20 protein-coding genes and 1 pseudogene are annotated in these 26,139 nt (G+C 44.0%); 10 read left to right on the top strand and 11 right to left on the bottom strand.

The features are described from left to right. Positions 1-3: 3 nt before the first annotated feature. Positions 4-4,566, top strand: coding sequence for a DUF3320 domain-containing protein (locus FPZ42_RS06485; RefSeq protein ID WP_146269686.1), 4,563 nt, complete (start codon positions 4-6; stop codon positions 4,564-4,566). Positions 4,567-4,838: 272 nt separating this feature from the next. Here FPZ42_RS06485 and FPZ42_RS06480 read toward each other — a convergent pair whose 3' ends face one another. From FPZ42_RS06480 to FPZ42_RS06460, 5 genes are all read right to left on the bottom strand, one after another. Further along, positions 4,839-5,951 (bottom strand): efflux RND transporter periplasmic adaptor subunit, encoded by a 1,113-nt coding sequence (locus FPZ42_RS06480; RefSeq protein ID WP_146269685.1) that lies wholly within the window; start codon positions 5,949-5,951, stop codon positions 4,839-4,841. Between the two features lies 1 nt (position 5,952). Further along, positions 5,953-9,237: an efflux RND transporter permease subunit gene (locus FPZ42_RS06475; RefSeq protein WP_146269684.1), complete on the bottom strand. Its 3,285-nt coding sequence runs from the start codon at positions 9,235-9,237 to the stop codon at positions 5,953-5,955. A 9-nt stretch (positions 9,238-9,246) separates the two neighbouring features. After that, the gene (locus tag FPZ42_RS06470; protein ID WP_146269683.1) at positions 9,247-10,641 is read right to left on the bottom strand and encodes a TolC family protein; all 1,395 of its coding nucleotides are present in this window, start codon (positions 10,639-10,641) and stop codon (positions 9,247-9,249) included. Between the two features lie 122 nt (positions 10,642-10,763). Beyond that, the gene (locus tag FPZ42_RS06465) at positions 10,764-12,089 is read right to left on the bottom strand and encodes a sensor histidine kinase (protein ID WP_146269682.1); all 1,326 of its coding nucleotides are present in this window, start codon (positions 12,087-12,089) and stop codon (positions 10,764-10,766) included. Further along, positions 12,086-12,775, bottom strand: a complete 690-nt coding sequence (locus FPZ42_RS06460) for a response regulator transcription factor (RefSeq protein WP_146269681.1) — start codon at positions 12,773-12,775, stop codon at positions 12,086-12,088. Before FPZ42_RS06460 ends, FPZ42_RS06465 begins: the two co-directional genes overlap by 4 nt. 59 nt (positions 12,776-12,834) lie before the next feature. On the opposite strand from FPZ42_RS06460, the pseudogene FPZ42_RS19325 reads away from it, so the two are divergent. Further along, positions 12,835-13,069: pseudogene (locus FPZ42_RS19325) on the top strand (helix-turn-helix domain-containing protein); the annotation flags it as partial. Here FPZ42_RS19325 and FPZ42_RS06450 read toward each other — a convergent pair. Together FPZ42_RS06450 and FPZ42_RS06445 are read right to left on the bottom strand one after the other, a co-directional pair. After that, positions 13,064-13,924 carry an NAD-dependent epimerase/dehydratase family protein gene (locus tag FPZ42_RS06450; RefSeq protein WP_146269680.1) on the bottom strand — a complete coding sequence of 287 codons (861 nt, stop codon included), beginning with the start codon at positions 13,922-13,924 and terminating at the stop codon, positions 13,064-13,066. The pseudogene FPZ42_RS19325 and the gene FPZ42_RS06450 sit on opposite strands and share 6 nt — an antisense overlap. An 81-nt stretch (positions 13,925-14,005) precedes the next feature. Continuing rightward, positions 14,006-14,869, bottom strand: coding sequence for a helix-turn-helix domain-containing protein (locus FPZ42_RS06445; protein ID WP_219125149.1), 864 nt, complete (start codon positions 14,867-14,869; stop codon positions 14,006-14,008). Positions 14,870-15,084: 215 nt separating this feature from the next. On the opposite strand from FPZ42_RS06445, the gene FPZ42_RS06440 reads away from it, so the two are divergent. The 3 genes from FPZ42_RS06440 (at position 15,085) to FPZ42_RS06430 (ending at position 16,537) form a co-directional block, all read left to right on the top strand. Continuing rightward, positions 15,085-15,447 (top strand): DUF5655 domain-containing protein, encoded by a 363-nt coding sequence (locus FPZ42_RS06440; RefSeq protein ID WP_146269679.1) that lies wholly within the window; start codon positions 15,085-15,087, stop codon positions 15,445-15,447. A gap of 141 nt (positions 15,448-15,588) precedes the next feature. Then, complete coding sequence (locus tag FPZ42_RS06435) at positions 15,589-15,945, top strand: DUF1330 domain-containing protein (RefSeq protein WP_146269678.1); 357 nt, start codon at positions 15,589-15,591, stop codon at positions 15,943-15,945. Positions 15,946-15,961: 16 nt separating this feature from the next. After that, on the top strand, positions 15,962-16,537 hold the full coding sequence (locus tag FPZ42_RS06430) for a Crp/Fnr family transcriptional regulator (RefSeq protein ID WP_146269677.1): 576 nt from the start codon (positions 15,962-15,964) through the stop codon (positions 16,535-16,537). 197 nt (positions 16,538-16,734) lie between these two features. Here the strand turns inward: FPZ42_RS06430 and FPZ42_RS06425 are convergent, their stop codons facing one another. Beyond that, positions 16,735-17,910: a glycosyltransferase family 2 protein gene (locus FPZ42_RS06425; protein ID WP_146269676.1), complete on the bottom strand. Its 1,176-nt coding sequence runs from the start codon at positions 17,908-17,910 to the stop codon at positions 16,735-16,737. Further along, positions 17,907-18,830 carry a glycosyltransferase family 2 protein gene (locus tag FPZ42_RS06420; protein WP_146269675.1) on the bottom strand — a complete coding sequence of 308 codons (924 nt, stop codon included), beginning with the start codon at positions 18,828-18,830 and terminating at the stop codon, positions 17,907-17,909. Before FPZ42_RS06420 ends, FPZ42_RS06425 begins: the two co-directional genes overlap by 4 nt. 132 nt (positions 18,831-18,962) lie before the next feature. On the opposite strand from FPZ42_RS06420, the gene FPZ42_RS06415 reads away from it, so the two are divergent. The 5 genes from FPZ42_RS06415 to FPZ42_RS06395 all read left to right on the top strand — a co-directional run bounded on the left by FPZ42_RS06415 (position 18,963) and on the right by FPZ42_RS06395 (position 23,509). Continuing rightward, a complete protein-coding gene (locus FPZ42_RS06415; protein ID WP_146269674.1) occupies positions 18,963-19,856 on the top strand; it encodes an NAD(P)/FAD-dependent oxidoreductase in 894 nt (297 codons plus the stop codon). Positions 19,857-19,958: 102 nt separating this feature from the next. Beyond that, complete coding sequence (locus FPZ42_RS06410; RefSeq protein WP_146269673.1) at positions 19,959-20,384, top strand: GNAT family N-acetyltransferase; 426 nt, start codon at positions 19,959-19,961, stop codon at positions 20,382-20,384. 126 nt (positions 20,385-20,510) lie between these two features. After that, positions 20,511-21,392, top strand: coding sequence for an oxidoreductase (locus FPZ42_RS06405; protein ID WP_146269672.1), 882 nt, complete (start codon positions 20,511-20,513; stop codon positions 21,390-21,392). A gap of 50 nt (positions 21,393-21,442) precedes the next feature. Continuing rightward, a complete protein-coding gene (locus FPZ42_RS06400; RefSeq protein WP_146269671.1) occupies positions 21,443-22,243 on the top strand; it encodes a helix-turn-helix domain-containing protein in 801 nt (266 codons plus the stop codon). A 72-nt stretch (positions 22,244-22,315) separates the two neighbouring features. Continuing rightward, the gene (locus FPZ42_RS06395; protein ID WP_261382238.1) at positions 22,316-23,509 is read left to right on the top strand and encodes a hypothetical protein; all 1,194 of its coding nucleotides are present in this window, start codon (positions 22,316-22,318) and stop codon (positions 23,507-23,509) included. Here FPZ42_RS06395 and FPZ42_RS06390 read toward each other — a convergent pair whose 3' ends face one another. Both FPZ42_RS06390 and FPZ42_RS06385 read right to left on the bottom strand, forming a co-directional pair. After that, positions 23,510-24,454 (bottom strand): hydroxypyruvate isomerase family protein, encoded by a 945-nt coding sequence (locus FPZ42_RS06390; protein WP_146269670.1) that lies wholly within the window; start codon positions 24,452-24,454, stop codon positions 23,510-23,512. It abuts the gene before it with no gap. Positions 24,455-24,527: 73 nt separating this feature from the next. Beyond that, positions 24,528-26,090: an MFS transporter gene (locus tag FPZ42_RS06385; RefSeq protein ID WP_146269669.1), complete on the bottom strand. Its 1,563-nt coding sequence runs from the start codon at positions 26,088-26,090 to the stop codon at positions 24,528-24,530. Positions 26,091-26,139: the final 49 nt, after the last annotated feature.

Here is a 26,139-nt window from a genome sequence, read left to right as displayed (position 1 = left end):
GCTATGGACGAAACTATTCATTCGCGTTTAGAATCATCAAGGAAAGAACTCCTTGATCTGGGGCTTCGTAATCCGTTACTTAATTATAAAATCACTAAGGGTAAAGGCTTGCACATAGCCGACGAGCGCTCTTCCGCAGTATATGATATCCTGGTACGCCAGCAAAAGTCCATGACCTTTCTGGCTTTAAAAGAAGGTGGTTTATTTCCTGAAGGTGAAGAAAAATATCACGATACTAAGCTACAAACAGAAGAAGATGAATTAAAACTACAGTCCAGGTTACTCAATACTTACTATTTTGCACGGACAAGTATCGAAGAACAGGGCGTTAACCTGCTTTACCTTGCCTTGGGTATGCTGTGCTGGCATGATAGCGCCGATGCCGATACGCAACGCTCAGCACCATTGATTTTGATACCGGTTAGTCTGGAACGCTCAAGTGCCCAGGAACGTTTTCGTCTGCGCTACACAGGGAGCGAAATAGGTGCCAACCTGTCTCTACAGGCAAAAATGAAAACCGACTTCAATATCAATATTCCTGATATTCCCGAAGCCGAAGAGTTCGATCTTGAAGCATATATGGCCACTGTTCGTCTGCATATCAAGATGCAAACGGGCTGGACAGTGGATGACAACGCAATAGAGCTTGGCTTTTTTTCTTTCGGTAAATTCCTGATATATAATGATCTCGATACATCGAAGTGGCCGGACCCTATTAAGCCTGAAGCACACCCTAACGTTAAGGCATTATTGGCAACGGGTTTTCATGAAGACAGTTTGGACGAAGAAGAGGATCTGGATACGGATACCAAAGCAAATGAGCTATTTAGGGTAGTAGATGCTGATAGTTCACAATTATTAGCTATGCTGGCTGTACAAGACGGCAGCAACCTGGTTATACAAGGCCCGCCCGGCACAGGCAAATCTCAGACGATCACTAATATTATCGCTAATGCTGTTGGCCACGGAAAAAAAGTGCTTTTTGTAGCTGAGAAAATGGCGGCGCTTGATGTGGTTAAACGTAGGCTTGATCAAATTGAATTAGGTGTGGCCTGCCTGGAACTTCATAGCCATAAGACCAATAAGAGAGAGGTACTGCAGGAGATCAAAAGGGTGATGGATCTCGGTAAACCTCATACCGCAAAGCTGGAATTAGAGATACAAATGTTGGAAGTTTACAGAGCAGAGCTTAATGCATACTGCCGTGCTGTAAATCACCAGCTTTCGGGAAGCGGATTGAGTGCGCAGCAGGTCATTGGATATTTATTGCAGATTGATGAGCTGACAGATGGTAAAAACCTGATGAAGCTAAATATTCCCGATATTGAGCAATGGGATATCGGTAAGATCAGGCTGGCAGAAGAAACCGCTGATCGAATTCAGGCGCGTTTGAAAGATGTCGGAACACCGTCCGGGTTGTTGTTCTACGGCAGCGGTTTGCTCTTCCTTTTACAACATGATAAGGCTACCCTTCTCCAGCGGCTGCAAACCGCTCAACACTCCTTAGCGGAATTATTTACCCTACTAATCGCCATAAGCGAAACCACGGGCTTTACAATGCCGGAACAGGCGTTGGACTTGCCTTTACTTAAAGATTTTTTGGCACAAGCTGCAGCCGCGCCAGATCTGACTGGTTTAAACTTAGCTGACACTGCCTGGTCAACCAAAGCGGAAGATATCAAAGAATTAATTGAGGCCGGAGCAGAACTCGCTGTACTGTACCGGGATCATAAGGATACCTTTGTGGTTGAGGCATGGACCCAGGATATCCTGGAAATTCGCCGGAACATCGTTACCTATGGTGATAAATGGTATCGTAACCTCAACAGTAGCTACCGTAAAAGTAAGCAGCAACTGGCGGCTTTGTTAAAAATTACGTTACCATCAGAAGCCAACGAAAAATTAAAACTGATCGATGTGCTCTCTGAAGCCAGGCGGTTAGAAGGGCTGCTTATCCAGTATGATCAGTTTGCTTCTAATTTGTTTGGTACACGCTGGCAAAAACAACGCTCTGATTGGGCGTCGCTTAGCGCGGCGGCGGTTTATTTAGCCGGTGTTAGCGATTCAACCTTGTTTGCCTATTTGGCAATGCATAAACCGGCCGGGACTGCCGGCAGTTACCTGAATGCGTTAGACCAACTTATTAATTTAGTCGACCGGGAAAAACAGCAGGCGCTCAACGCGTTACAGATAGGTGTTTTTCCGGAAATGTTCAAAGAACAAACGGCCCAATGGGCAACCTGGATAAATAATTTTGATGACCTTCAAATAGTTATCGACTGGAATCAACTGGCATCACAAGCTGAAAAGAACGGTTTTGGCTATCTTGTGCAAGCAGCAACTGACTGGGAGGGCGCAAGTGAATTATTGAAGATAAGTCTCCAAAAGACTTGGTATGAATATTTAATTACAAAAGCTTTCCAGCTTAGCCCGGAACTGTCCAAATTCGAGCGTGCCAGCCATGAAGAGGCAATAGCTAAGTTTCGCAGACTGGATCAGGTAAACTTGTACTACAACCGGGCACGGGTTGCACTTAAACATTGGGAGGATCTGCCTAAAGCAAATGCAGGCGGGCAGGTAAATATTTTAAAGACCGAATTCAATAAAAAAGCCCGTCATCTACCCATCCGCAAACTGGTAGAAGAGGCGGGGCAAGCCATGCAGGCTGTGAAACCTGTATGGATGATGAGCCCTATGTCTATTGCTAACTTTCTACCTGCAGGAGCGATAGATTTTGACCTTGTTATTTTCGATGAGGCGAGCCAGGTGCGACCGGTTGACGCTATTGGTGCAATTGCCAGAGGCAAGCAATTAGTGGTTGTAGGCGACACCCGTCAATTGCCACCAACAAGTTTCTTTGATAAGTTAAATACGGATATCGAAGAAGAAGATAACGTAACCGCAGATATGCAAAGCATTTTAGGTATGTGTGATGGGCAAGGTGCACCTACGCGTATGCTGCAGTGGCATTACCGCAGCCAGCACGAGTCCCTTATCACTTTGTCAAATCATGAGTTTTATGAAGATAAACTGGTTATCTTCCCAAGTCCGGGCTCGAGGCAAGATCTGGGCCTGCGCTTTCGTTATCTACCAAATGCGGTTTATGACCGCGGTAAAACCCGGACGAACCCGATTGAGGCAGTCACCGTTGCTAAAGCGGTGATAGAGCATGCCGCTAAGTATCCATCCCGAAGCCTCGGCGTTGTTGCCTTTAGTACGGCACAAGCGCAAGCCATCCAGGCCGCCCTGGAGATAGAACGCAAAGCCAATCCAGCTACCGAGCCGTTTTTTTATAGCCGTGCAGATGAACCGTTCTTTATCAAAAACCTGGAGAACGTACAGGGAGACGAACGTGATGTGATACTTATAAGTATAGGGTACGGCCGGACAGAAGATGGAAAGATTCCAATGAATTTTGGGCCACTCAATAATGAAGGCGGCGAGCGCCGTTTAAATGTATTGATAACACGAGCCAAAATGCGGTGCGAAGTGTTTACAAATATTACCTCAGAAGATATCAAAGTAGGAGAGTCCGCCCGGTTTGGTCTGCGGACGCTGAAGAGCTTTCTATACTTTGCACAACATGCTAAGTTCGATCAATCTGAACCTGTCATTTCGAATGATGTTCGGCCATTTGAAGAGGAAGTAGCCGCGCAACTGGAAAAAGCAGGTCACACCGTTCGCAGCAAGGTGGGTTCACCTGGATTTTACATCGATCTGGCAGTCGTCGATCCGGAAAATCCTGGTCGTTATCTATTGGGTATAGAATGCGATGGTAATGCCTATGCCAGCGCCACCTCAGCTACAGACCGCGATCGGCTCCGAAACCAGGTACTGGAATTGTTTGGCTGGAATTTATATCGCGTATGGAGCACCGACTGGTATCGTAATCCATCCAGAGAATTACAGCGCTTACTCAAGGCGGTTGAACAAGCAAAGAATCTTGTTGTCGAAAATGATCGTGATCATGAAATCCACGAGCTGGAATTGACGCGCGAAGAAAACAATCAAAGTGTTGCAGAGATCAATGAATATCGTCTTGCCGAAATACATATTGAAGATATCCGCCCTGAATTCCATCTATACACTTTTGAGGAATTAGGCAATTGGATAACTGAAGTAGTTGCAATTGAAGGACCTGTACATTTTGATGAGGTGGCCAAAAGGATCACCGAAGCGGCGGGGATCTCAAAGGTGGGCTCAAGAATTCGGTATACGCTCTCGCAAGCGTTAGAACAGGCCATCCAGGCAGGCAAAGTAGTTATACAGGAAAACTTTTTGTTGCTGCCCGGGCAGGCTGTTGAAGTCCGTGACCGGAATAAGCTGCCGCCTGCATACAAGAAACTTTCTTTAATATCACCACAAGAGTTACAGCGCGCAATACAGCAAGTCGTTAACAACTCAATTCGTATTACAGAGCAGGAGGCGCTCCCTTTAATCGTTAAGTCATTAGGATTTGCCAGGATCACTGAGGAAATGAAACAACAGTTAACCGAGGCTGTGGGCAAGGCAATTCAGGAAGGTGTCATAAGTTTTGAAGGGCTGCAACTTAAAATGCCTGAATGAAGATCTAAGATACAAAAGCGGTAAGTTTAACTGATTCGAATTCAATCATGCCAGATCATTTTTTACACAAAAAAGGTGCGCGAATATCGACGCCTCGTTAATGAAGGTGATGAGGTCAAGCACGATCCATGGAATTACCAGGCGTAAAAGTTTGCGGTTTTAAGCAGTTACAAATAGGTTTACACTGACATTACAGGTGTTGTTAGAATTTTACAAAAAAGCCGCCATTAACAGGCGGCCTTTTCAACTAAACAAATAAACCTTACGGAGTATTAATCTTTCGCAGGTGTGGTTTTTACTTCACTATCATCTCTTATTTCTTCGCTGGCCACTTTCACAATTTGCTGGCCGGGGTTAAGCTGGCCAAATACCTCGATCTTATCATCAGCCTGGCGACCGGCAGTTACCGGTACCCATTTAGCTTTGCCATTCTCAATGGCAATTAAATAAACACCAAGGGTGGAGTTAAGCACCGCTTTGGCTGGTACTACAAAAGCACCGCCGTCACCTGCAACCGGTATATGAACCTCTGCCACCATGCCCGGCAGTAATTTTTTACCGGTATTTGTTACGTCCATCTCAATACGTTGTGCACGCAATTTAGAATCTAATGCACCCGCCAAACGATTCACTTTAGCATTAAAGGTTTCTCCGGGGAATGCCTTTACCGTGAAACTTACTTCGCTTCTATTGCTCAAGGCACCGGTATAGTTTTCCGGTACGCTTACGGCAAGGCGCAATTTCTTTTGCTCTTGCAATGTAAATACAGGCATTTCAGAGCCTTTACCTGATGGGCCTACATACGCGCCCGCGCTTACATTACGTGCTGTGATGATACCATCAAATGGTGCACGAATGGTAAGGTAATCGCGGTTTGCACCGCTCTCTTTGTAAGCAGCACGTGCAGCTTGTAGCTGAGCCAGGTCTGAGTTTTGTTTGGCTAAAGCAAGATCTAATTCGTTTGGCGATACCGTGCCAGGGGTTTTGCTGGTTTCTAACAAACGTTTGTAAGTGGCTTTGCTGGCCTGGTACAACGCTTCTTGTGATTGCAACCTTGATTGTGCTCCTGATAGCTGTGAGTTTACTTCCGGAGCTTCCATAGTGGCCAATAGCTGACCTGCCTTAACCTGCGTACCTATATCGGCATATAGCTTTTTAATAAAGCTATTCACCTTGGCGTAAAGATCAACCTGTTGGTAGGCTATTAGCTCGCCGGGAACGTTGAATGATGTGCTGATTGAACCTTTTTGCACGCTTACTACTTCAATTGCAGGAGCTTCGGTAGGTTCTGTTTTTTTATCTTTTGACTCAGACGAACCGCAGGCCTGCAAGGCCAGCGCCACGGCAGATACCTTTAATAAATTTATGATGGATGACTTGTTCATATTAGTGAGTGACAGGATTATTTGTGTTGATATAAAATTTACTTTCTTTGTCTTCAGGATCAAGGGATACGCTTTGAGTAGTCGCCTTTTCCTGACCCCATGCAAATGCCAGCGGCAAAATAAATAACGCTGCAAAGGTAGAAGCTACCAAGCCACCCACAACAGCGCGGCCAAGTGGTGATGATTGGTCGCCGGCTTCACCTAAACCGCTTGCCATCGGTATCATACCCACAACCATTGCCAGGGCGGTCATTACAATAGGGCGCATACGCAGGGCAGCAGCCTCTTTTGCCGATTGCAAAGCGTTACCATTGTGTTTACGTAACTGCTCGGCATTGGTAATTAATAATACGGCATTGGAGATGGATACACCCACAGACATGATCATACCCATGTACGATTGCAGGTTAAGTGTAGAGCCGCATATAATGAGCAACAATAGTGAACCCAATATAACTGCCGGCACGGTGACCAAAACCACACCCGATACTTTAAACGATTGGAAGTTAGCCGCAAGCATCAGAAATATCACTACGATGGCCACGATCAAACCGTTCTCCAAACTGCTCATGGTATCGCCAAGGGTTTGGGTTAAGCCTATCATCTCCACATTTAAACCGCGTGGCAGTTCGCCAAGGGAATTAATTGCTTTTTGTACAACTTTTGATGCCGAACCCAGATCGTGGTTGTTCAGGTTGGCTGTTACAGATAGCACGGGCATGGCACCTAAGTTGTCATTTTCGCCGTAGGTTGTGCCTGGCGTTAAAGTTGCAACATCGCTTAATACCGGGCGATCTGAATTGCGAAGGATAGGGGTTTCGCCGATATCGTTTATGCTGCTCATTTTCGCTTCAGGCACTTGTATCTGCACACTGTAGCTGTAACCTGATTTTTCATCTATCCAAATGTTTTTCTCCGTGTAGCGGGATGATGAAGTTGATGCGATCAAAGAGCGGGATATATCGTTCATATCTACGCCTAATTGCGCAGCCCTTTGGCGATCGACCTCTACTTTGATAGCCGGGTACTTGGTAGACTGGCCTAATTGTACATCGCGCAGGTAATCTATCTTTTGTAACTGAGTTATCAGTTTATTGGCATATTCTTCATTCAGTTGTTTGTTACGACCCGAGATCCTTACCTCAACCGGAGTAGGGGAACCCTGACTCAATATCTTGTCGGTTAATTCTATCGGCTCAAAAGAAAGTTTAATATCAGGTATCTCTTTAGCCACTTTGGCGCGGATCTGTTCTTTCAGTTCATCCAAATTGGCGTGGTAATCTTCTTTTAAAGCCACTTGTATAATAGCTTCATGCGGTTGAGCCATCCAAAGGAAAATAGGGCTTATAGAGAACAATGCCGGATGCGTACCTACGTAGGCAGAACTAATGGCCACATTCTCCGGGCCGGTGATGCTGCCGATCGCTTTGATGGTTTCTAAAGTTTTCTTTTCTGTGCTTTCGATACGGGTACCTTCAGCAGCACGAATACGCAATTGAAACTGCCCGCCGTTTACCTTTGGTAGCACATCGCGGCCAATAGTGCTCATCATAAAACCTGCAGCTATCACAGTTACCAGTAAATAGCCTATAACAATAGGCTTGCGAAAGGGCACCATCTTATCAATAAAACGCATATAGCTCATGCGGATGCGTTCAAAACGACTGATTTTACCATCATGGTTGCTGTCGGTACGTTCAACCAATTGGCCTTTTTGCGCCCAGGTATCGTGCTCCCCTTCATCCGCTAATCCAGCTGCTGCAAATTCTTCGGCATCGGTCATTTCTTGGCCATTTGGTTTGTGGTGATGTTTGATCTTCATCAACCAATTTGCCATTACCGGCACAAACGTCTGCGCCAGGAAATAAGATACGATCATGCTGAAACCAATGGCCAATGCCAGCGGCAGGAACAGCGAACCTGGTATACCACCCATGCTAAAGGCCGGCGCAAATACCGCCAGTATACAAAACAGGATCAATAATTTAGGGAAAGCTATCTCCTTACAGGCATCCCAAATTGCCAGTGCCTTTGGTTTGCCCATGTCAAAGTGCTGGTGAATATTCTCAATAGTTACTGTACTTTCATCTACCAATATCCCGATGGCCAACGCAAGTCCACTTAAGGTCATGATGTTGATGGTCTGTCCAAATAGGCTTAAGAATAGCACTGCCGAAATGATAGCGATGGGTATGGTTAAGATTACAATACAAGCACCACGTACATCGCCAAGAAACAGGAGTACCATTAACCCGGTTAGTAGTGCACCAATGCCCCCCTCAGTTAATAAGCTTTTTACGGAGTTGATCACATACGTAGATTGGTCAAACTCATAGCTCAGTTTCACATCCTCAGGCAATTGGGCTTGCATTTTCGGCAGGGACGCTTTTAATTTCTGTACCACTTCCCAGGTTGAGGCGTCGGCACTTTTGGCAATATTAAGGTAAACCGAACGGCGGCCGTTAACCAATGCATAGCCGGATGTTACATCGGCACCATCTTCAACTGTAGCTACATCTTTTAGGTAAAGGTTCTGTACGCCACCTTTAAACAGCGGAATGTCTTCGAAATCTTTAATATTATGCTCGGTAGTGTTTGTTGGGGTGATATAGTTTTTGTCGCCCACACGTACGTTACCTGAAGGTGCAGTTAAGTTGTTTACACGCAGAGCTTCAACTAACTGGTCGGGCGTTAAATTGTGTGACCTTAATTGCTGCGGATCAACCTTAATAACCACGGTACGAACGTTACCACCGGAAGGCGGCGGGCCCACCAAACCCGGTATTTGTGTGAATGATGCACGCACGTAAACGTTAGCCAGATCGGCCAATTCATTGTTGCTGCGCTTGTTGCTGCTTAATACTATCTGGCCTACAGGCAGGGTTGAAGCATCAAACCTGATGATGAACGGCGGATTTGAGCCGGGAGGGAAGATAGCCTGTGCACGGTTAGAGAATGCACTTACCTCGGCAGCCGCCTGCGCCATATTGGTTCCGGGATAAAAGCTGATCTTCATCAGCGTTAATCCCTGTATGTTTTTTGTTTCGATACTTTTTACACCGTTCACAAACAGCAGCACGTTAACGTACTGCTTACCAAACATGGCTTCCATTTGTGATGGCGTGTAGCCCGAGAATGGGTGTGAAAGATAAATAACGGGCAGATCCAGCTTGGGGAAGATATCAACTTTTATGGTAGTGGCCGCTTTTATGCCAAAGAAGAGCATACCTGCAACCAGCACCATAATGGTGATAGGTTTACGCAACGCAAAACGAATTAAATTCATCAGTATATATTATAGTTCATTTACAAAAAGGTTCAGGTCACCGGTGGCAGCAGCTTTAAGCAGCAGGGCCTGCCATACATTATTGTATGCAATATCGCGGTCGGTTTCAGCGCGGATTAGCGCGTAACGCGCCTGTGTTACATCAACCAGATTGGTTAATCCGTTTTTATATAATACCGATTTCTGGATCCAGGCATCGCCGGCGGCCTTGATCTGCACGGGCACTTCACGGTAACTGGTAAGGGCATTCAGGATTTTCTTATCAGATAAGCTTACCTGAGCGGTAAGTTCCTGGCGGGCGAGGTTGTATTCGTCTGTTAACCCTGCGCTGATCAGGCGTTGTGCTTTTACCTGTTTAGCCACCCGGAAAGGCTGTGTGAAATTCCAGCTAACACCAACACCTATTAGGTAGTTTGAACGGGTAGGATTAACGCCGTCCCAGTAATTGCCGCTGTAAGCAGTTTGGTCTGCTATATAGTTACTGCTAAACCCTGAGCCCCTTGATTGGAATACACCTTGTAAGGAGAAGGTAGGGTAGCTGAATGTGCGGTAGTAATCGGCCTGTTTGTCACTAACCGTGATGCGGCTCTTATAGTAATCCAATACAGGATGTTTTGCTGAGATGCTGTCCACTGACGACGCTGCGGCGACATCTGCAGGTATCCTGGAAGTAAATATGGTATCTAAAACAAAATCGGCGTTTGGCGAGCCTATCAGCACCGCTAAATTTTTTGCCTGTTCCTGCTCGGCGTTCAGCGCCTGTATCAATAATATTTTTGCCCCGGAGATCTCCGCATTAGCTTGAGACGAATCCACGCCGGCTATTAAACCGCCTTTAGCCCGTGCAATTACTACTAAGCGTGAAGTATCGGCACGTAAAAGATTTTTACGGTATGATGTGGTGATGCGCTGGGCGGCTACCAGATTAAGATAAGCTGCTGCTACTTTGATCTTTTGCTGAAATGTTTCTTGTCGATAATCGTTGTTATCGCGTTGGGCAACGGCCACAGCAGCACGTACCCGGTCACGTGCCCGGCCAAAGGCAAAGAAATCCCAATTCATATTTGCCAAATAAAGTGCACCAAATGCAGCGTTCCAGTTTTGCTTGCCCAAAGCCGGGCCCGACGAAGCAACAGCTCCGCCAAACGCATACAGCGGTCCGTTTGTTCCGTTAATGGTACCGTAGGCCTGCTCTACACCCAAATTTAGATTTGGTAAGTACTCCCGCTTTGCTTGGTCAACACTTGCTTTGGATGCGTTGGCGTAGTTTGCCTTGGCTTTAACAGTACCATAATTGTCTGCGGCCAATTGCAGCGCCTCTTTTAAACTGAGATGTTGTTGTGCTTTTGAACTGTTTGCAAGTAATAAAGCGGAGGATAAAACTATAATGGAAAGTCGTTTCATTTACTTCAAAAAAGCGCTGTTAATCGATTGATTAACGCATGGCAAGACTACCGCTACATTTTGAAGCAATTTTGAAGTAATGTTATAAAATTGATTTTGTGATTAGGTTTATGACAAAATTATTACGCTATAGCTGGCTTTTTAGTAAGAAATGTCTCTCCTGCAACTACAGTTTGCTCCTGCGGAACAGTTTCACAATTGAAGTCGACGCGAATGATATGTTCACTGTTTTTGTAACTATAGTTAACTTCAAAATTGTTCACAGCACATATTTGCTGAACAATGGATAAACCAAGGCCAACGCTATCTTCACACTGATTAGATTTTTTGAACCGCTGAAATAAACTTGCCGGATCAACCTCCGGTGCTAATCCCGGGTTTTTTATAGTGAGGTGGTGTTGAGTGAGGATAATATCAATATAACCATTCGGGTTGTTATAGCGGATAGCATTACCCAATAAGTTATTCAACAGTATTTCGGCCAGTACCGGGTGTATCTGTAACGGAATATTGCTGCCAATATGATTACGCAATTCAATGCCCTTTACTTCAATGTGCGGCTCCAACGCTCTAACCATATCTTTAGCAATACGGCAGAATTTCACCTTTTCTGTAGTTTGATATTCTGAATTATTAAGCTTTGTTAGCAGCAGCAGCGAGCGGTTTATTTTGACAAGCTTCTCGATCGAATATTGCATATCACCTATCAATTGAGCTTGTTCAGCATTTATTTCGGTTTCCGATAAAAGTTCAAGCTTGGTACGCATAACAGCAAGTGGTGTTTGCACTTCGTGCGATGCATTTTCGCTAAATTCTTTTACAGCGTTATATTCTTTTAAAGCTCTGTCTGTCATGTTTTGCAGAAAGCTGTTCAATTCTTTAAATTCAGCAGTAGAGGTAGCCGGTAAAACCAGTTTTTCTTTATTGCCGAGTGTGAATTGTTCTATGCTCTTCAAAGTTTGTTTGAAGGATGATAGGATATACTTTGATACCAGCCTGCCGCTGATGAGTACACTTAGGGTGATCAAACCAATCTTCCAGGCCAGGGCGTAAACCATCCCCATAATGATCTGCTTGCCTTGGGTAACGTAATTGTAGGTTGATACCGCGTACACCTTATTATTGATCTTGTAGTACGAAGTAACATCCATACGGCACTCATCCCGCTTTAATTCAGCATTGTAAAAACTATAGTTTTTAGTCTGCATTTTAACAGGAGGCATGGTAGCAACTTCTTTAACAGTTATTGGTCTGTCTAAAATGTACTGATGCGGTGGTTGGCCTGCTTTTAATTGTTCGGCAACTTTATCAGTAACGTCTCTAAGCCGTGTGATCTCTGCTTTGTTGATATTGCTTTTTATGCTGCGATACGAAATGATCATGGTGAACGGCGTTACCAAGAACACAACGCCCATTATCCAATAAGTAAGCTTATTAATTAATTTCATACCCCTGCCTCTTTAAAACGATAACCCAACCCATAAACAGTATCAATATAGTCGGTGCCGTTTAATTGGGATATTTTGCGCCTTAGATTTTTAACGTGCTGATAAACAAAGTCTAAGTTATCCAAATTGTCGGTATAGTCGCCCCAAAGATGGGTGGCAATAGCTTGTTTTGACAATACCCTGTTTTTATTGACTATAAAATACATCAGCAGGTCAAATTCCTTACGGGTTATATCAAGCAACTCACCATTGATAAAAGCTTGTAAGGTATCGGTATTCAGGTTTATTTCATTAAAGCTAACAACGTTGGCATTTGTTGCCATTGGGTTTTTACGACGGTAGATGGCACGCAGACGGGCATGCAGTTCGCTAAGATGAAAGGGTTTGGTAATGTAATCATCAGCGCCGCCCTCAAGGCCTCTGATCTTATCGTCAAGAGCTTCCTTTGCAGATATAATGAGTACAGCGCTTTGGATGTTCTCCTGCTTAATAAGTTTCAGCAGATCAAGGCCGTTCCCATCGGGTAACATGATGTCAAGCAGTACGCAATCGTAATCAACTGACAGCAGTTTGTCACGCGCTCTAAGATAGGTATCGACCACATCACAAATGTAGCCTTCTCGCACCAGGAAATCCTCGATGCTGGCTCCAAGTCGTTGATTGTCTTCAAGCACAAGTACTGTCATAACCACAAATATATGTTGCAATTTTGAAGTAAATTTGAAATGCGCTTATATAAATAAGTTTGCTGAAGGCGGATACAGGTCAAAAAACGCAACAACATATCCATGAAAAACTGATCGGGAAAGCCAGGGAATGGCTTTCCACGACCAGTCTCTCGGTAAGTGAGATCGTTTCCGCGCTTGGTTTTGAATACGCACAATCTTTTAGCACGATTTAAGAAGAAGACCAACTTTTCACCGCTGGCATTCAGGGCGAAATTCGATCAAACCGATACTGACCGCCTTTTATCCTTATAAAATGTCAAGGTCTCGTGCAACATAGTAGCTTGGCACCAGTGGTCGAAAACTCGTATGGCTACGTAGTTTTGAAACATCCTGAATACCTTTAAAAGGATCGTTAAGCGGTCCTTCGTTTTCGTCGAAGGTTCCATCTAACTGGCCAACCGACTCTGCCAATTCATAAAGTGTAATCGGTGCATCATCGGCCAAATTAAATATCTCACCGCCCAATCCTTCGGTGGTCAATAAAACCATTAAGGCCTGCGCTACATCAAGGTGATGCACCATGTGCATGCGCGCCCCCGATTGCATCTGCAGCTTCTTGATGTACGGAATGATCTCAGCAATGTGTGGGTCTTTGTCGCCGTACACAAAGCCTAGTCTCAGTACCCTTACATCGAAACCGTGTTCTCGTTGCAAATTGAGCAGCTCCTGTTCGGCCGCTATCTTGCTGGAAGAATAAGCTCTCGGATCATTAATATCTACTTGCTCATCTTCCCTGGCAGGTCGGCCATATCCCGAACTATATACGTTGCTGGTGCTTGTAAATACAAATCGCTTTACACCGGCATCCATAGCTGCTTGCGCAAGGGCAATGCTGCCTTCGCGGTTGGTTTTAATAATACCTTCGTTGTCTGTAAAGGTGCGGAATAACGCAGCGAGGTGAATCACTGCATCCATACCTGCCACTGCAGGCGGCAAAGTTGCGGGGTCATAAAGGTCGCCAATAATAGGTTTTGCACCAATTGTAATTAGTTCGGCGGCTCTATCAGCATCCCTTACCAATATGGTTACATCATGTCCTTTAGCGATTAGTCTTGGCACAAATCTGCTTCCTACTTTTCCGGTTGCCCCGGTTACAAGAATCTTCATAGTTCATAAATTTAATGTCCCACAAAGCTCCGTTATGGCGGGATAATCTGCCAATCACTACCAAACCAATAATTATAATTATCAAACCTTCCTAAAACCGTTAGGCGTGGTGCCGGTAGCACGTTTAAAATAATTATTGAAGTATGCGGGGTACTCAAAACCCAGCGCGTATGCTATCTCGGCAACGCTCCAATCGCTGTGATGCAAAAGGGCTTTGGCTTCAGCTATAATGCGTTTGGCGATATGAGCCGAAGTCGGGTGGCCGGTTACCTCCTTTACGGCCCGGTTCAAATAATTTACATGCAGCGATAATTGTTCGGCATAATCATGGGGCGTACGTAAACTAAGCGGTTCGCTACTCCGTTCTATGGGGAATTGCTTTTCAAGCAGATCCATAAATAACCGAGCAACACGAGTTGCGCCATTTCTGGAATGTGAAAGATTTTTTGGTGGTTGGATGCGCAGAGCTTCGTGTATAATTAGGGAGATGCAGTTTTTGATCAAGTCACTTTTATGCGGATAATCTCCGTCATACACGGATAAGATTTTTTTGAAAATGCCAGTCATGAAAGCTGTTTGAGCCTCATCGAGCTTAATAACCGGATTTTCGCCAATCCTGAAAAGGGGAGAATCTTTTAGTTCACGGGCACTGATGAAATTTTCAGTAAAAATACAAGCATAGCCGCTGGTGCGGTGTACGCGCCGGACGAGTGTATGCGCTACTTTAGGATTGATGAAGAACAATACTGTTCCTTTGATCTCCAATAATTCCCCGCCATAATTGATGGTCATGTCACCGTTCACAAGGCCCATTTTATAAAAGTCGCGGCGGCCGGCGCTAACCGGTACAGCTTCCGAATGCGACAGCGCATGCACCTTAAACCCTGTCAGTTTTAACTCCGTTAAGTCCAACCCAGGGATGCCGGTAGTTTCTTCGTTTGACATGTGCCAAAATTAATAAAATCAAACCTTAATTGTAGGTCACTCAAAGTTCATATCGTTAATTCGGTTTGCTCATCTTCGGCATTATTTTAGCTCGTATATCAGATATGAGCTGGACTTGCCCAAGTTGCGATCGTGAACTGCCCTAGAAGGATTACCGGCACTATTGCCAACGGGTTAGTCTTGATACCCTGTTCGAAGGTCGATGACCTGATTTAGTGCTGGCGTTTGATAAGATACTTGCGGAGGTGGCCGACTGGGAAAAAGTGCTGGTAGGTGTAACGCCAAACTGTATCGTTTTTACGCGAAGGGTGGGCTTTTTAATTATCCGGCCAATGAAAAAATGGTTGGATATTAAATTTTATTCTGCTGGGCCGCATCCCGAAAAGCCTGTCATCAAAAGCAAAGCGGTTGGAAACAAATTTGAAAATCATATCCGTGTAGATACAGCCGATGATATCAGACCCGGTTTGTTCGTTTACATCAGACAGTCTTACGAGTTGATGCGAAGGAAGCGGTCGAACTCGGATATCGTTCATCTTAATGAAGCTGAGCGATCCGGAGAGGATCAATCGTCATAAAAAGCTTTTATACTCCAATATTTTAAGGTAATAAAAGATCAGCGAGCGAATTAAAATTAAGTTATTAAAAGAAGCCGTCATCGCTTTAAACTCTTCAACTACCTGAACTTTTTTTCGGCAAACGCCTGCGACCTTTGTGGCATGGTAGAGATCAAATTTCCCGATATCAAACAAGGTCAAGGACCTGTAGTAATGCTGAACCTGATAAAGTTTAAAGACAAAAAGGTTTATTTTGATGAGTATATCCCGGCTTTTGAGCAGGTGGTAAAGCAACTGGCTATTGAAGGTGTTAAGGTAAGGTTTGTAAGCGAAGTGGTGGCAAACATAGTTGCCGATGAAAACGAACAATGGGACGAGGTTGTACTTGTAGAGTACCCAAGTGCTGAAGCCTTTATCACCATTGCGCAAAGCGAGATTTATCAGACAATAGCTAACCGGCTCCGCATAGCCGGGACTGCGGAACTTAAACTGATCATGACCCGGCAAATTGATTTTTAAAGGTTATACTTGCCTAATGTCTCAACTTATTTTGCGCAATTTTGCTTTACATGTGGTACTTGCTCCTGATGAAAAGGAGCAGGTACTTACATTAATGCATCGTAAAAGCTTTAAGAAGCGGGAGTTGTTGGTGACACCTGGTGAAACAGAGAGGCATATCTACTTTGTTGAAGAAGGCTGTTTGCGGATGTATCATACTGATACGGATGGCCAGGAGCATAATCTTTGCTTTTATCCTGAAAATTGGTGGGCTTGTGATAATGTTAGTTTTTTTAAGAAAAAGCCTGCAACTCATACTATACAAGCGCTTGAAGATTCTGAGCTGTGTTATTTCACCCTGACGGATCTGGAAAATCTTTTTAATCGTGTTCCAAAACTGGAGCGGTTCTTCCGAATCCTGATCCAGAACGGATTTGACATGTACCAACGAAGGGTTACCTCAAACCTTTCCTTAACTGCCGAACAACGATATCTGGAGTTTCGGGGGCATTATCCCGGTCTTGAGCAGCGTATCAATCAAAAACACATTGCCAGCTATTTGGGCATCACAGCGGCCTTCCTTAGTATGATGCGGAAGGAAAAAGACCTTTAGATAATGTATAGCCCACTGTAAAGAAATAACTAATTATGAAGGCGAGTTAGTCTAACCATTCATTTATGCAGTAAAAGATCTTAGTTTCGTTGGCTGGTAACTGCAGTTATGGAGCAAGCCCAATTACCGATAATTTGATGGCAGTGTTTAGATATGTAAAGGATTGATTACAGGATAAAATTATATAGGCAAATATCTCACATCTTCCGTTGCGCCTTTTCCCAAACAGAACTTTGCTTTTTTGTGAAATAACGGATAATGCCTGCTAATACAGCGTAATTCATTACGCAGAAATAGTAGGGGATGAACAAGGCTTTTATCCTGATCTGTCGCTTCTCCATTACAAAACCTAAAAATGCAAGGCAGTAAAATAATACCTGTGCTGCAAACAGGGCTGTGTAAAACCAAGTTGTGCCATTAATAACCAAGGCCATGTTAATTACAAATGCCAGTATCAAAAAGAAAGGTGTAACGGTCCAGCGTAAAACGCGATGACTTACATACTGAAACGACAGGATAGGGTATTTAAATGAAAACAAAAGGCTCTTTAAACGCAGGATAGATTGTATGCCGCCTGCTGCTATACGTATTTTGCGTTTTAATTCTTCAGCAACGTTTTCTGATGCCGTTTCTACGGCGTAAGCATCAGGCTCGTAAATGATATGATAGCCTTGTTCAGCTATAAACATCGAGATCATAAAATCGTCCAACACGGTATCAGCCGGCACATCCTGGTAAAGGTCGCGTCGTACGCTGAATAATTCGCCTGCGGCACCAACAACAGAGTACAATTCAGAATCCCATTTCTTTAATGTTGATTCGTATTTCCAGTAGAAACCCTCACCAGCGGCACTTGCATCTGCATTAGTATCAATATGCACGCGTTTTTCACCTGCAACCGCACCAACCGTGCGGTCGCTGTAATGGCGGCAAATCCGCACTATGGCCTCTGGGTTCAAAAAGGTATTGGCGTCGGTGAAAACTACGGTTTCCGTATCTACATATTCCATTGCACGGTGTACCGCCGCAATTTTACCGGCGCGCTCCGGTCTGTGCAATAAAGTTATCTCCGGAAATTGAGCAATGATCTCCGGCGTATTGTCTGATGAGCCATCGGTAACAAAAACATATTTAAGCTTGCCTGCCGGGTATTGCAGCGCCAGGCTGTTTTTGATCTTCTCCGCAATGAAATGAGATTCGTTATAGGCAGCAACAACAAGCGTGCAGGTTGGTAACTCATCATCGGCAACAACAGGCAAGATAGGTTTACCTTTAGCCGCCCGTTTGGCTTTGATTATAAAGTAAAGCAGAAATCCGTAGCCCACAAAAGTATAGGCAACTATAAAAAGACTGATCCACAGTACCGCAATCATGATACCTTGTTAACCGTAAAACCAAGTTTAGTACTGTCTTTACTATTGGCAACATTCCACCACAAAGCCCTGAAAAGGATACTGATGAAGTTGTATTTTTTCTCCTTTGTGTAGTTGATGATATTACGGGGAACAACCAATAAAACGAAGTAGACATAAAATACCAGCGCTTTAAAGGCAGGCGCATTTCTCCTGATAAAGAGTATGCGATTGCGGTTCATAAAGTACTCTTTAAAGGCACTTTTTTTACCTACTGTCATCGATTCTTTGTGGTATATGGTAGCGTCGCCACGCACCCAGGCCTGGTAGCCAGATTTATTGATACGTTCGCCCCAATCAACCTCTTCATAATAGATGAAGAAATTATCGGCCATTAAGCCTGCTTTTTCGCAGGTTTCTTTCTTTACCATCATAGCACCACCATGGCAGTAACCGGTTTGGCCAAGCAGGTTATCGTACTGCCCAAGGTCTTTTTCGCCTTTGCCTACCGCGCGGTTGCGACAGGTGTAGTAATCAACCAGGGTAAACCCAACATACTGAATAATGCTTCTGTCAAAATCGTAAACCAGTTTTGGAGAGATGATGCCTACTTGAGGGTGAGTGTCTAATATCTCTACCAGTTTTTGCACGAGTCCTGGCGTAAACTCGGTATCGTTATTCACCAGAAAATAATAGTCGCCGGTTGCCTGTGCAATACCGATGTTGTTACCGCCTGAGAAGCCCTCATTGGTTTCAGACCGGATAAACTTTACATCCGGAAACTTAGTGGTCCACAGCGGTACCGGGTTTACGGTGCTGCCATTGTCCACTACGATCACTTCCAGTTCGGGGTAGGTATTGGTTTCGGCAATAGATACTAAAAGCTCTTCGGTTATTTTATCCTGATTAAAATTAATGGTAACAACTGATACCTTTTTCATGCGTATATAATATGGCCTAATATTACTAAAAAACATTCTCATCTACGTTCAAAGGCTGACACAAGTTTTACAAAAGAAATTTTCGTTGAAAATATTTTAAATGCAACTTTGATGCAATAAAAATTATTGAGTATGGTTGATGTAATTATAATAGGTGGAAGTTTTGCAGGCTTATCGGCAGCGATGGGGTTAGGCAGATCGTTAAAGAACGTGATGGTTATAGACAATAACGACCCATGTAATAAAAAGGTAGCGCATTCGCATAACTTTATTGCACATGACGGGGCCTCACCTGCACAAATAGCTCTTTCGGCGCGGCAACAGGTGTTAAAATATCCGTCGGTAAGTATATTGAATGATACGGTTCTTGAAGCAAGACCCAACAACACCCATTTTGATGTGAGGACTGCATCCGGTAATTTATTTACTGCCCGAACATTGATAATTGCAAGCGGCGTTAATGATATTTTGCCAAATATAGAAGGATTTGCTGCTTGCTGGCCAACATCCATCATTCATTGCCCTTATTGCCATGGTTATGAAGAGCGGGGCAAAATGCTGGCGGTTATTGCCAACGGCGATGAGGGTTTTGAGTACGCCCGGCTTATCCATAACTGGAGTAAATATTTAACGGTATTTACCAACGGGCCAGCCACGTTTACCCAGTTACAGCGGGCTAAGTTAGAGAATAATAACATTGCAATTATTGAATCGCCCATTGCTTCATTGATACATCATAATGGGCAGGTTAGTCACGTTACTTTGACAAACGGCGGTGCACTACCTGTTGATTTTATATTTTACAAGCCTGCTTTTGGTCAAAAAAGTGACGTACCAATGCAACTTGGTTGCGATTTAACTAAAGCCGGACATATCCAGGTCAATATGTTTGGTGAAACTTCAGTTCCCGGTGTTTTTGCAATAGGGGATTGTGCGTCGCCCATGCGCAGCGTTGCCAACGCTGTGGCCGCAGGAAACTTTACAAGTGCATACGTTAATAAGCTTTTGATAGAAGAAGATTTTTAATAACAGAATATTGAGCAAGCCACAGGTGCTTTTTGTAGATTAGCTTTTCGGCTAAGCATTTCTGAATCCTAAGTCGGATACGAACAATCTAAATTAAAGACGATGGCTGTACCTTTAATAGTTTATCAACGTGAGTTAACGCTCAGTTCTGAAGAGTTTGTTGATGTATTAAAACGTAGCACGCTTGCAGAGCGCAGGCCGGTTGATGACGCCGAACGCATTGAAGCGATGTTGCAAAATGCAAACCTTATGATCACCGCCCGCCACAATGGTAAGTTGATAGGCGTATCACGTTCGCTAACGGATTTCGCCTTCTGTACCTATCTATCAGATCTGGCTGTTGACGAAAGTTATCAGAAGCAGGGTATAGGTGCCAGGCTCATCTACGAAACAAAAAAACACTCTGTAAAGGCAAAATTGATCTTATTAGCTGCACCCAAAGCAGTCAACTATTATCCAAAAACCGGAATGACAAGCTTTAGTCACTGTTTTCTGCTCGATGATATCAATGATCTGAAGGTTAAGTAATGCTACCAATTTTGGCCTGTTTAAGCCTAAGATGCAATTGAGCTTTAAAACAAATTAATTTGAGCTTTAAAACAAAATCATTCTTCCTCGCCCAGCCTACCTTTGCTTTATCAAAACAAGATAATTATGGCAAAGATTTGGTTTATAACAGGCGCGTCTCGAGGTTTAGGACGTAGTCTTACAGAAGCAGTTTTAGCATCCGGTGATAGAGTGGCTGCAACTGCGCGCGATAGTAAAAATTTAGAGCACTTTGTTGAACAATACGGAGACTCAATATTACCCTTGCAGTTGGATGTGAATAATAAAGAGGAAGTGCACAGCGCGATTGCAAGCACTATCGAAAAATTTGGCGGTATAGATGTGTTGGTTAACAATGCCGGGTTCGGGATCACCGGCGCTGTAGAAGCTTACAGCGATGAGCAGGTCCGCAGCCAGTTGCAAACTAATTTATATGCACCTATAGAAATAACGCGTGCCGTTCTTCCGCACATGCGCAAAAAAAGATCAGGGCATATTTTGCAAATCAGTTCAATTGGTGGGCGCGTTGGTAGCGGCGGCGTATCTGTTTATCAGGCAGCTAAATTTGGTTTAAGTGGCTTTAGTGAAGGCTTAGCAATTGAAGTTGCTGACGTTGGCATTAAAGTTACTTGCATAGAACCTGGTGGATTCCGTACAGATTGGGCCGGCGACTCAATGACGTATGCTCCCGAAATTGAAGGCTATGATACGGTCAATAAAAGATCAGCTCAATTTAAAAGCGGAAATTTTAAGCCCACAGGCGATCCGGATAAGGCAGCAGAGGTTATCATCAACATTGTTAACGAAACGGAGCCCCCTTTACACTTGCTGTTAGGTAGTGATGCGGTAGGGATTGCAAAACATTCTGAAGCCGCTAAATTGAGAGAGTTGGAAAAGTGGGAGCAGGTGAGTATGTCTACAGATGCTGATGATGCAGAAAACTTTTTTGAGTCAGAAGTTGGAAAGCGTTTTCTAAGCTTGAAAAAATAAAATTATCGTGGCAAGGCTGTTAAGGCCTTGCCTTTTTGTTATTTTGATTTATGTCACAAATTGAAAAACCTATGATCTCTTATTCCTGCTACTTTACACGAAATCGCGAAGGGGAGCAGTTTGTGCCAGAACATACCTTTAGTTATCAAATATCAGGTACGCTTACGATAACTGATGCAACAGCTACAAGTGTTTTTAACGAGGGTGACTTTAGGCTTATTAAAAGAAATAGCCTTGTAAAATATATAAAACAGCCGCCTGCAACGGGGGGCGAATTTAAGTCTGTTTCCATTTACCTTACCCAGGAAGCATTGCGGAACTTTTGTATTGCTAATGGCTATACATCAACCCATCAGTTGGGTACGCCATCGATCATAACCCTTCAGTCTAATAACCTGTATAAAAGTTTTATGGATTCTCTAAGTCCGTACAGGGATGCCGGGACTGAAGTACTTCCGCAACTTCAGAAGCTTAAAGTTAATGAGGCCATATTGATCCTGCTGCAAACCAAACCTGAACTGGCCGATATCCTCTTCGATTTTAACGAGCCCGGAAAGATAGATCTGGAAAGTTTTATGGAAAAGAACTTCCATTTTAATGTGCAGATGAAGCGTTTTGCCTATTTGACAGGACGAAGTTTGGCAACCTTTAAGCGCGATTTTGAAAAAAAATTTAATACTACTCCAGGTAAATGGCTATTAAACAGGCGACTTAAGGAAGCATATTTTCAAATAAAAGAAAAAGGTCGTCCTGTTTCTGAGGTTTATCTCGACGTTGGTTTCGAAGATCTCTCACACTTTTCTTTTGCGTTCAAGAATAAGTTTGGTAAGCCGCCTTCTAAGATTGCTTAAAAAATCAACAATTGATCGCATTAAATAAACGTTAATTTATCGTAGCTTTAATGTTATCCAATTGTTAAGCCAATGCGTGCATTTGTTAGATATGCCTTGATTGCCAGCCTTATGTTGTTGGCGGATGTATTGCACGCGCAAGGCAATATCATACGTGTTGATTTCTACAAAGATCCATTTGTGATTAACGTCGGTCAGTCTTTAAATGTCGACTTACCTGATAATCCAACGGCCAAAAACCTGCAGGCCGCACAACAGCAATTACAGATAACTAACACCAAGCCCCTGATAGACGCACTGCTTGCGTACAAGAACGAGCATAAATTGAACGATTGGATGTATTATCAACTGATCAGAAGGGTTGCGCAGCAGATAGCTCCTAAAGACATAAATTATGCAAAATACACTTTCTATAAGTGGTTTATATTAAATGGCTCCGGGTACGATGCACGGTTGGCGCTCTCTCACAACAAGGTTATCTTTTACGTTTATAATAAAGAAGAGATAAGGGATATCCCATATTTTATGGTGGATGACAAGCAGTTCGTTTGTTTAAATATCCACGATTATGCAAATGCTAATTTGAATGACGATCCGCCGAAACCAGTGCCGCTACCTGTGCCCGGTGATGCAAGATCCTTTTCTTACAAGGTAAACCTGATGCCCGATTTTCGGCCGAATATGGAAGTGGAGAAGGACCTTTCATTTCAGTATGCGCATAAAACCTACCACTTTAAAGTAAAGGTAAATGCCGATCAGCAGAATGCCTTTATCAATTATCCAGGCGTTGATTTTGAGACTTATTTCAATATACCCTTGAGTAAGGAAACCTACAGCTCGCTAATCCCGATACTTAAGAAAAACGTCATCGGGATGGATGAGAAAACAGGTGTTGACTACCTGATGCGTTTTACCCGTTACGCGTTCTTATATGAGAACGATGAACAGAACTACGGTAAGGAAAAACGATTGTCGCCCGGCGAAACGCTTGCATCAAACTATAGCGACTGTGACGACAGGGCAGCCCTGTTTTTCTATCTAGTGAAAGAGATCTATAATCTGCCCATGATAGCTATGCTTTACCCTACGCACATTACCATGGCGGTAGGGTTTAACAAGCCTGTAGGTGAGCCCATTATTTATAAGGGTAAAGCATACTCTGTGTGCGAGCCAACACCACAGGCAGAGGATCTAAGTATTGGCCAGCTATCTGCTAAACTAAAGAGTGTTCCGTTTAAGATAGTTTACGCTTATGAGCCGAGGTAACTATCCCAAAAAATTATCGCTTTCACGATAAGCTTGTATAACACGTTGCTCGCCCTCTTTACCGGGCCGGGAGTTGCCATGCTCCATTCCCAAAACACCTTTGTAGCCTTTCTCGTGCAAAAATTTAAAGATGTTCTTGTAGTTTACTTCACCTGTAGTGGGTTCGTTACGGCCCGGATTATCGCCTATCTGGAAGTAACCTATCTCGTCCCACGTTAGCTTAATATTGTTTATAAGGTTACCCTCATTTTTAGCCATGTGGTACATATCATATAAAATTTTGCATGATGGGCTATTAACCCCTTTACATATCATATAAGTTTGCGCAGATGTTCGCAAATAAAGGTCAGGTGTATCGCTTAAAGGCTCTAATACCATTATAATTCCGTGTGGCTCCAGTATTTCAGCACCTTTGCGCAGGGCGGTAATTACGTTTGCACTCTGGATATCTAACGGCAGGTTGCGCTGAAAATCTCCGGGTACTACCGTCGCTAATTTGCCACCGCAGCGTTTTGAAACCTCAACAGCCTGCCGGCATCCTTTTAAAAATATATCGATATTTTCCTGCTTGCCTGTTGCTAATGTATTTGCACCATTGCCGCCTTTATCAACCACAAAAACGCCCATCTGCATACCTAATTTTGAAAGCAGGCTTCCTATTTTTTCCTGTTCGGCAGGCGAGCGGCCTGCCATGCCATTATCTTCAATTGAACGGAAACCCTGATCATACATGAATTTGATCTGATCAAGGAAATCAGCACCGGCAGAGTTTTTAAACATGCCATCGTGCGGGGCATAATTAAGGTTAAATGTTTTACCTGTGGTAGCTGTGGCTGTAGCATTATCACTATTACAGCTTGCCGCTGTACTGCCCAAAACGGCGTTACCTGTTAGTACTGCACCTGCTGCGAGCGCGCTGTTCTTTAAAAAACTGCCTCTGTTCATGTCGGTTTAAAATAGGTTAATAAGCGGCTGTAATATCATATTTTTTATGATGATTACCATAAGCCGCGGTAATTTATTCTGATGATGCTTTGTTAGTTTGCTGTTTTACAGCACTGTTCCGGATGAAAAGCAAAGCCATTAATGCACCGGTAAAAGCAAGCAAAGCCGAGATGCGCATTACCTTACCATAGGCCGAAATAAAGCTTTGCTGATATGCTTGCTCTATGGTTTGTTTTTCGCTTTGCTGGATGTCTTTTGGCGGTTTGGCATTACCGAGGTTATTGCTTTGCTGCAAAACTTCTTGTTTTGTATTACCGGATAGCTTTACGTTTTTTAATTCTGTTTGCAATGCACCCGAGAAAAATACTACTGCCAGCGCACCCAAAATAGCATTAGCGAAAACATTGGCTACACGGGTAACTGCGTTGTTAACACCAGATGCCACGCCAGAAAAATGCTCACTTACTGAACCCATCACTGCGGCAGTTAAAGGCGATACTGTGAATGACATGCCCAAGCCAAACAGGATGATGCCGGGTAAGAAGGTTGTCCAGTAATCAGAAGGGCCCGCGGTTTGTTTTACAAATGATAACACCAGCAAGCCTATACCGGCAAGGGTAGGGCCGCCTATCAAAAATGATCTTGGGCCGTGTTTGTCGGCTAACGCCCCGGCAAAACGGGCAATGCTAATCATCAGCAAGGTGAAAGGCAAGAAGGTTAGGCCTGATTGAAGTTGACTATAACCCTGTATTTGTACCATGTTTAAACCCAGGAACAACATGCCCGCACCTAAGCCTGCGTACAGGAACAGCGTAAGCAGGTTGGCCCCGCTAAAGGTCATGTTTTTAAAAAGCTGTAAAGGCATCATAGGATAAGAGATTTTCTTTTCTATCATTACGAAAGTGAAAAGCAAAATCACGCCGGCTGAGAGCGAACCGTATACCTGCCAATGCTGAAAGCCCAAGGCTGGCATCCGCAGAAAGCCGAATGTTAAAGTGGCCAATCCCAAAGCTATAGAAACAGCCCCCCAAATATCTATTGCAGGGTCTTCATCCGCTTCGCGGCTTTCGGCAACCTGCTTCCACAAAATGATCAACGCCGCTATGCCAATCGGAATATTAATGAAAAAGATGTAACGCCATAAACCGGCATCTGCGAAAGCACCACCCAAAATTGGGCCACCCATGGTAACCACGGTAGTAAAAGCCGACCATGTGCCGATGGCCTTGCCGCGTTCTTTGTCATCGATAGAAGAGGATATAAGCGATAAACTGCCGGGTATCATAAATGCGCCGCCCAACCCTTGCAAAACCCTGAATACAATGAGCCAGGTAACATCTGCAGCAAAACCGCAGGCCGCCGAACCACAAATGAATACAAATATACCGGCCATAAAAACCTTTTTGCGCCCCAGCTTATCGCCCAGCGAACCGCCGATGAGAATAAGCGCAGCAAGTACCAATAGATAGGCGTTCAGCAACCAGAAGAGATCGGTAGCGCCGGCGTTAAGGCTTTTCTGCAGGGCAGGCAGCACTACGTTTAACGCAGTGCCATCAATAAACGCCATGGCCGATGCCATTATGCACGATACCATTACCCATTTACCGGCCTTACTACTTAACGCTACCGTTGCCATAGTTTGATATTTATTGTTTGTAGGGTTTTACAAACAGAGTAAAGCTATC

This window comes from Mucilaginibacter achroorhodeus (genome assembly GCF_007846095.1).
Lineage (GTDB): Bacteria > Bacteroidota > Bacteroidia > Sphingobacteriales > Sphingobacteriaceae > Mucilaginibacter > Mucilaginibacter achroorhodeus.
Note: the sequence above shows the minus strand (reverse complement) of the source record. Positions and strands in the feature narration are given on the sequence as shown.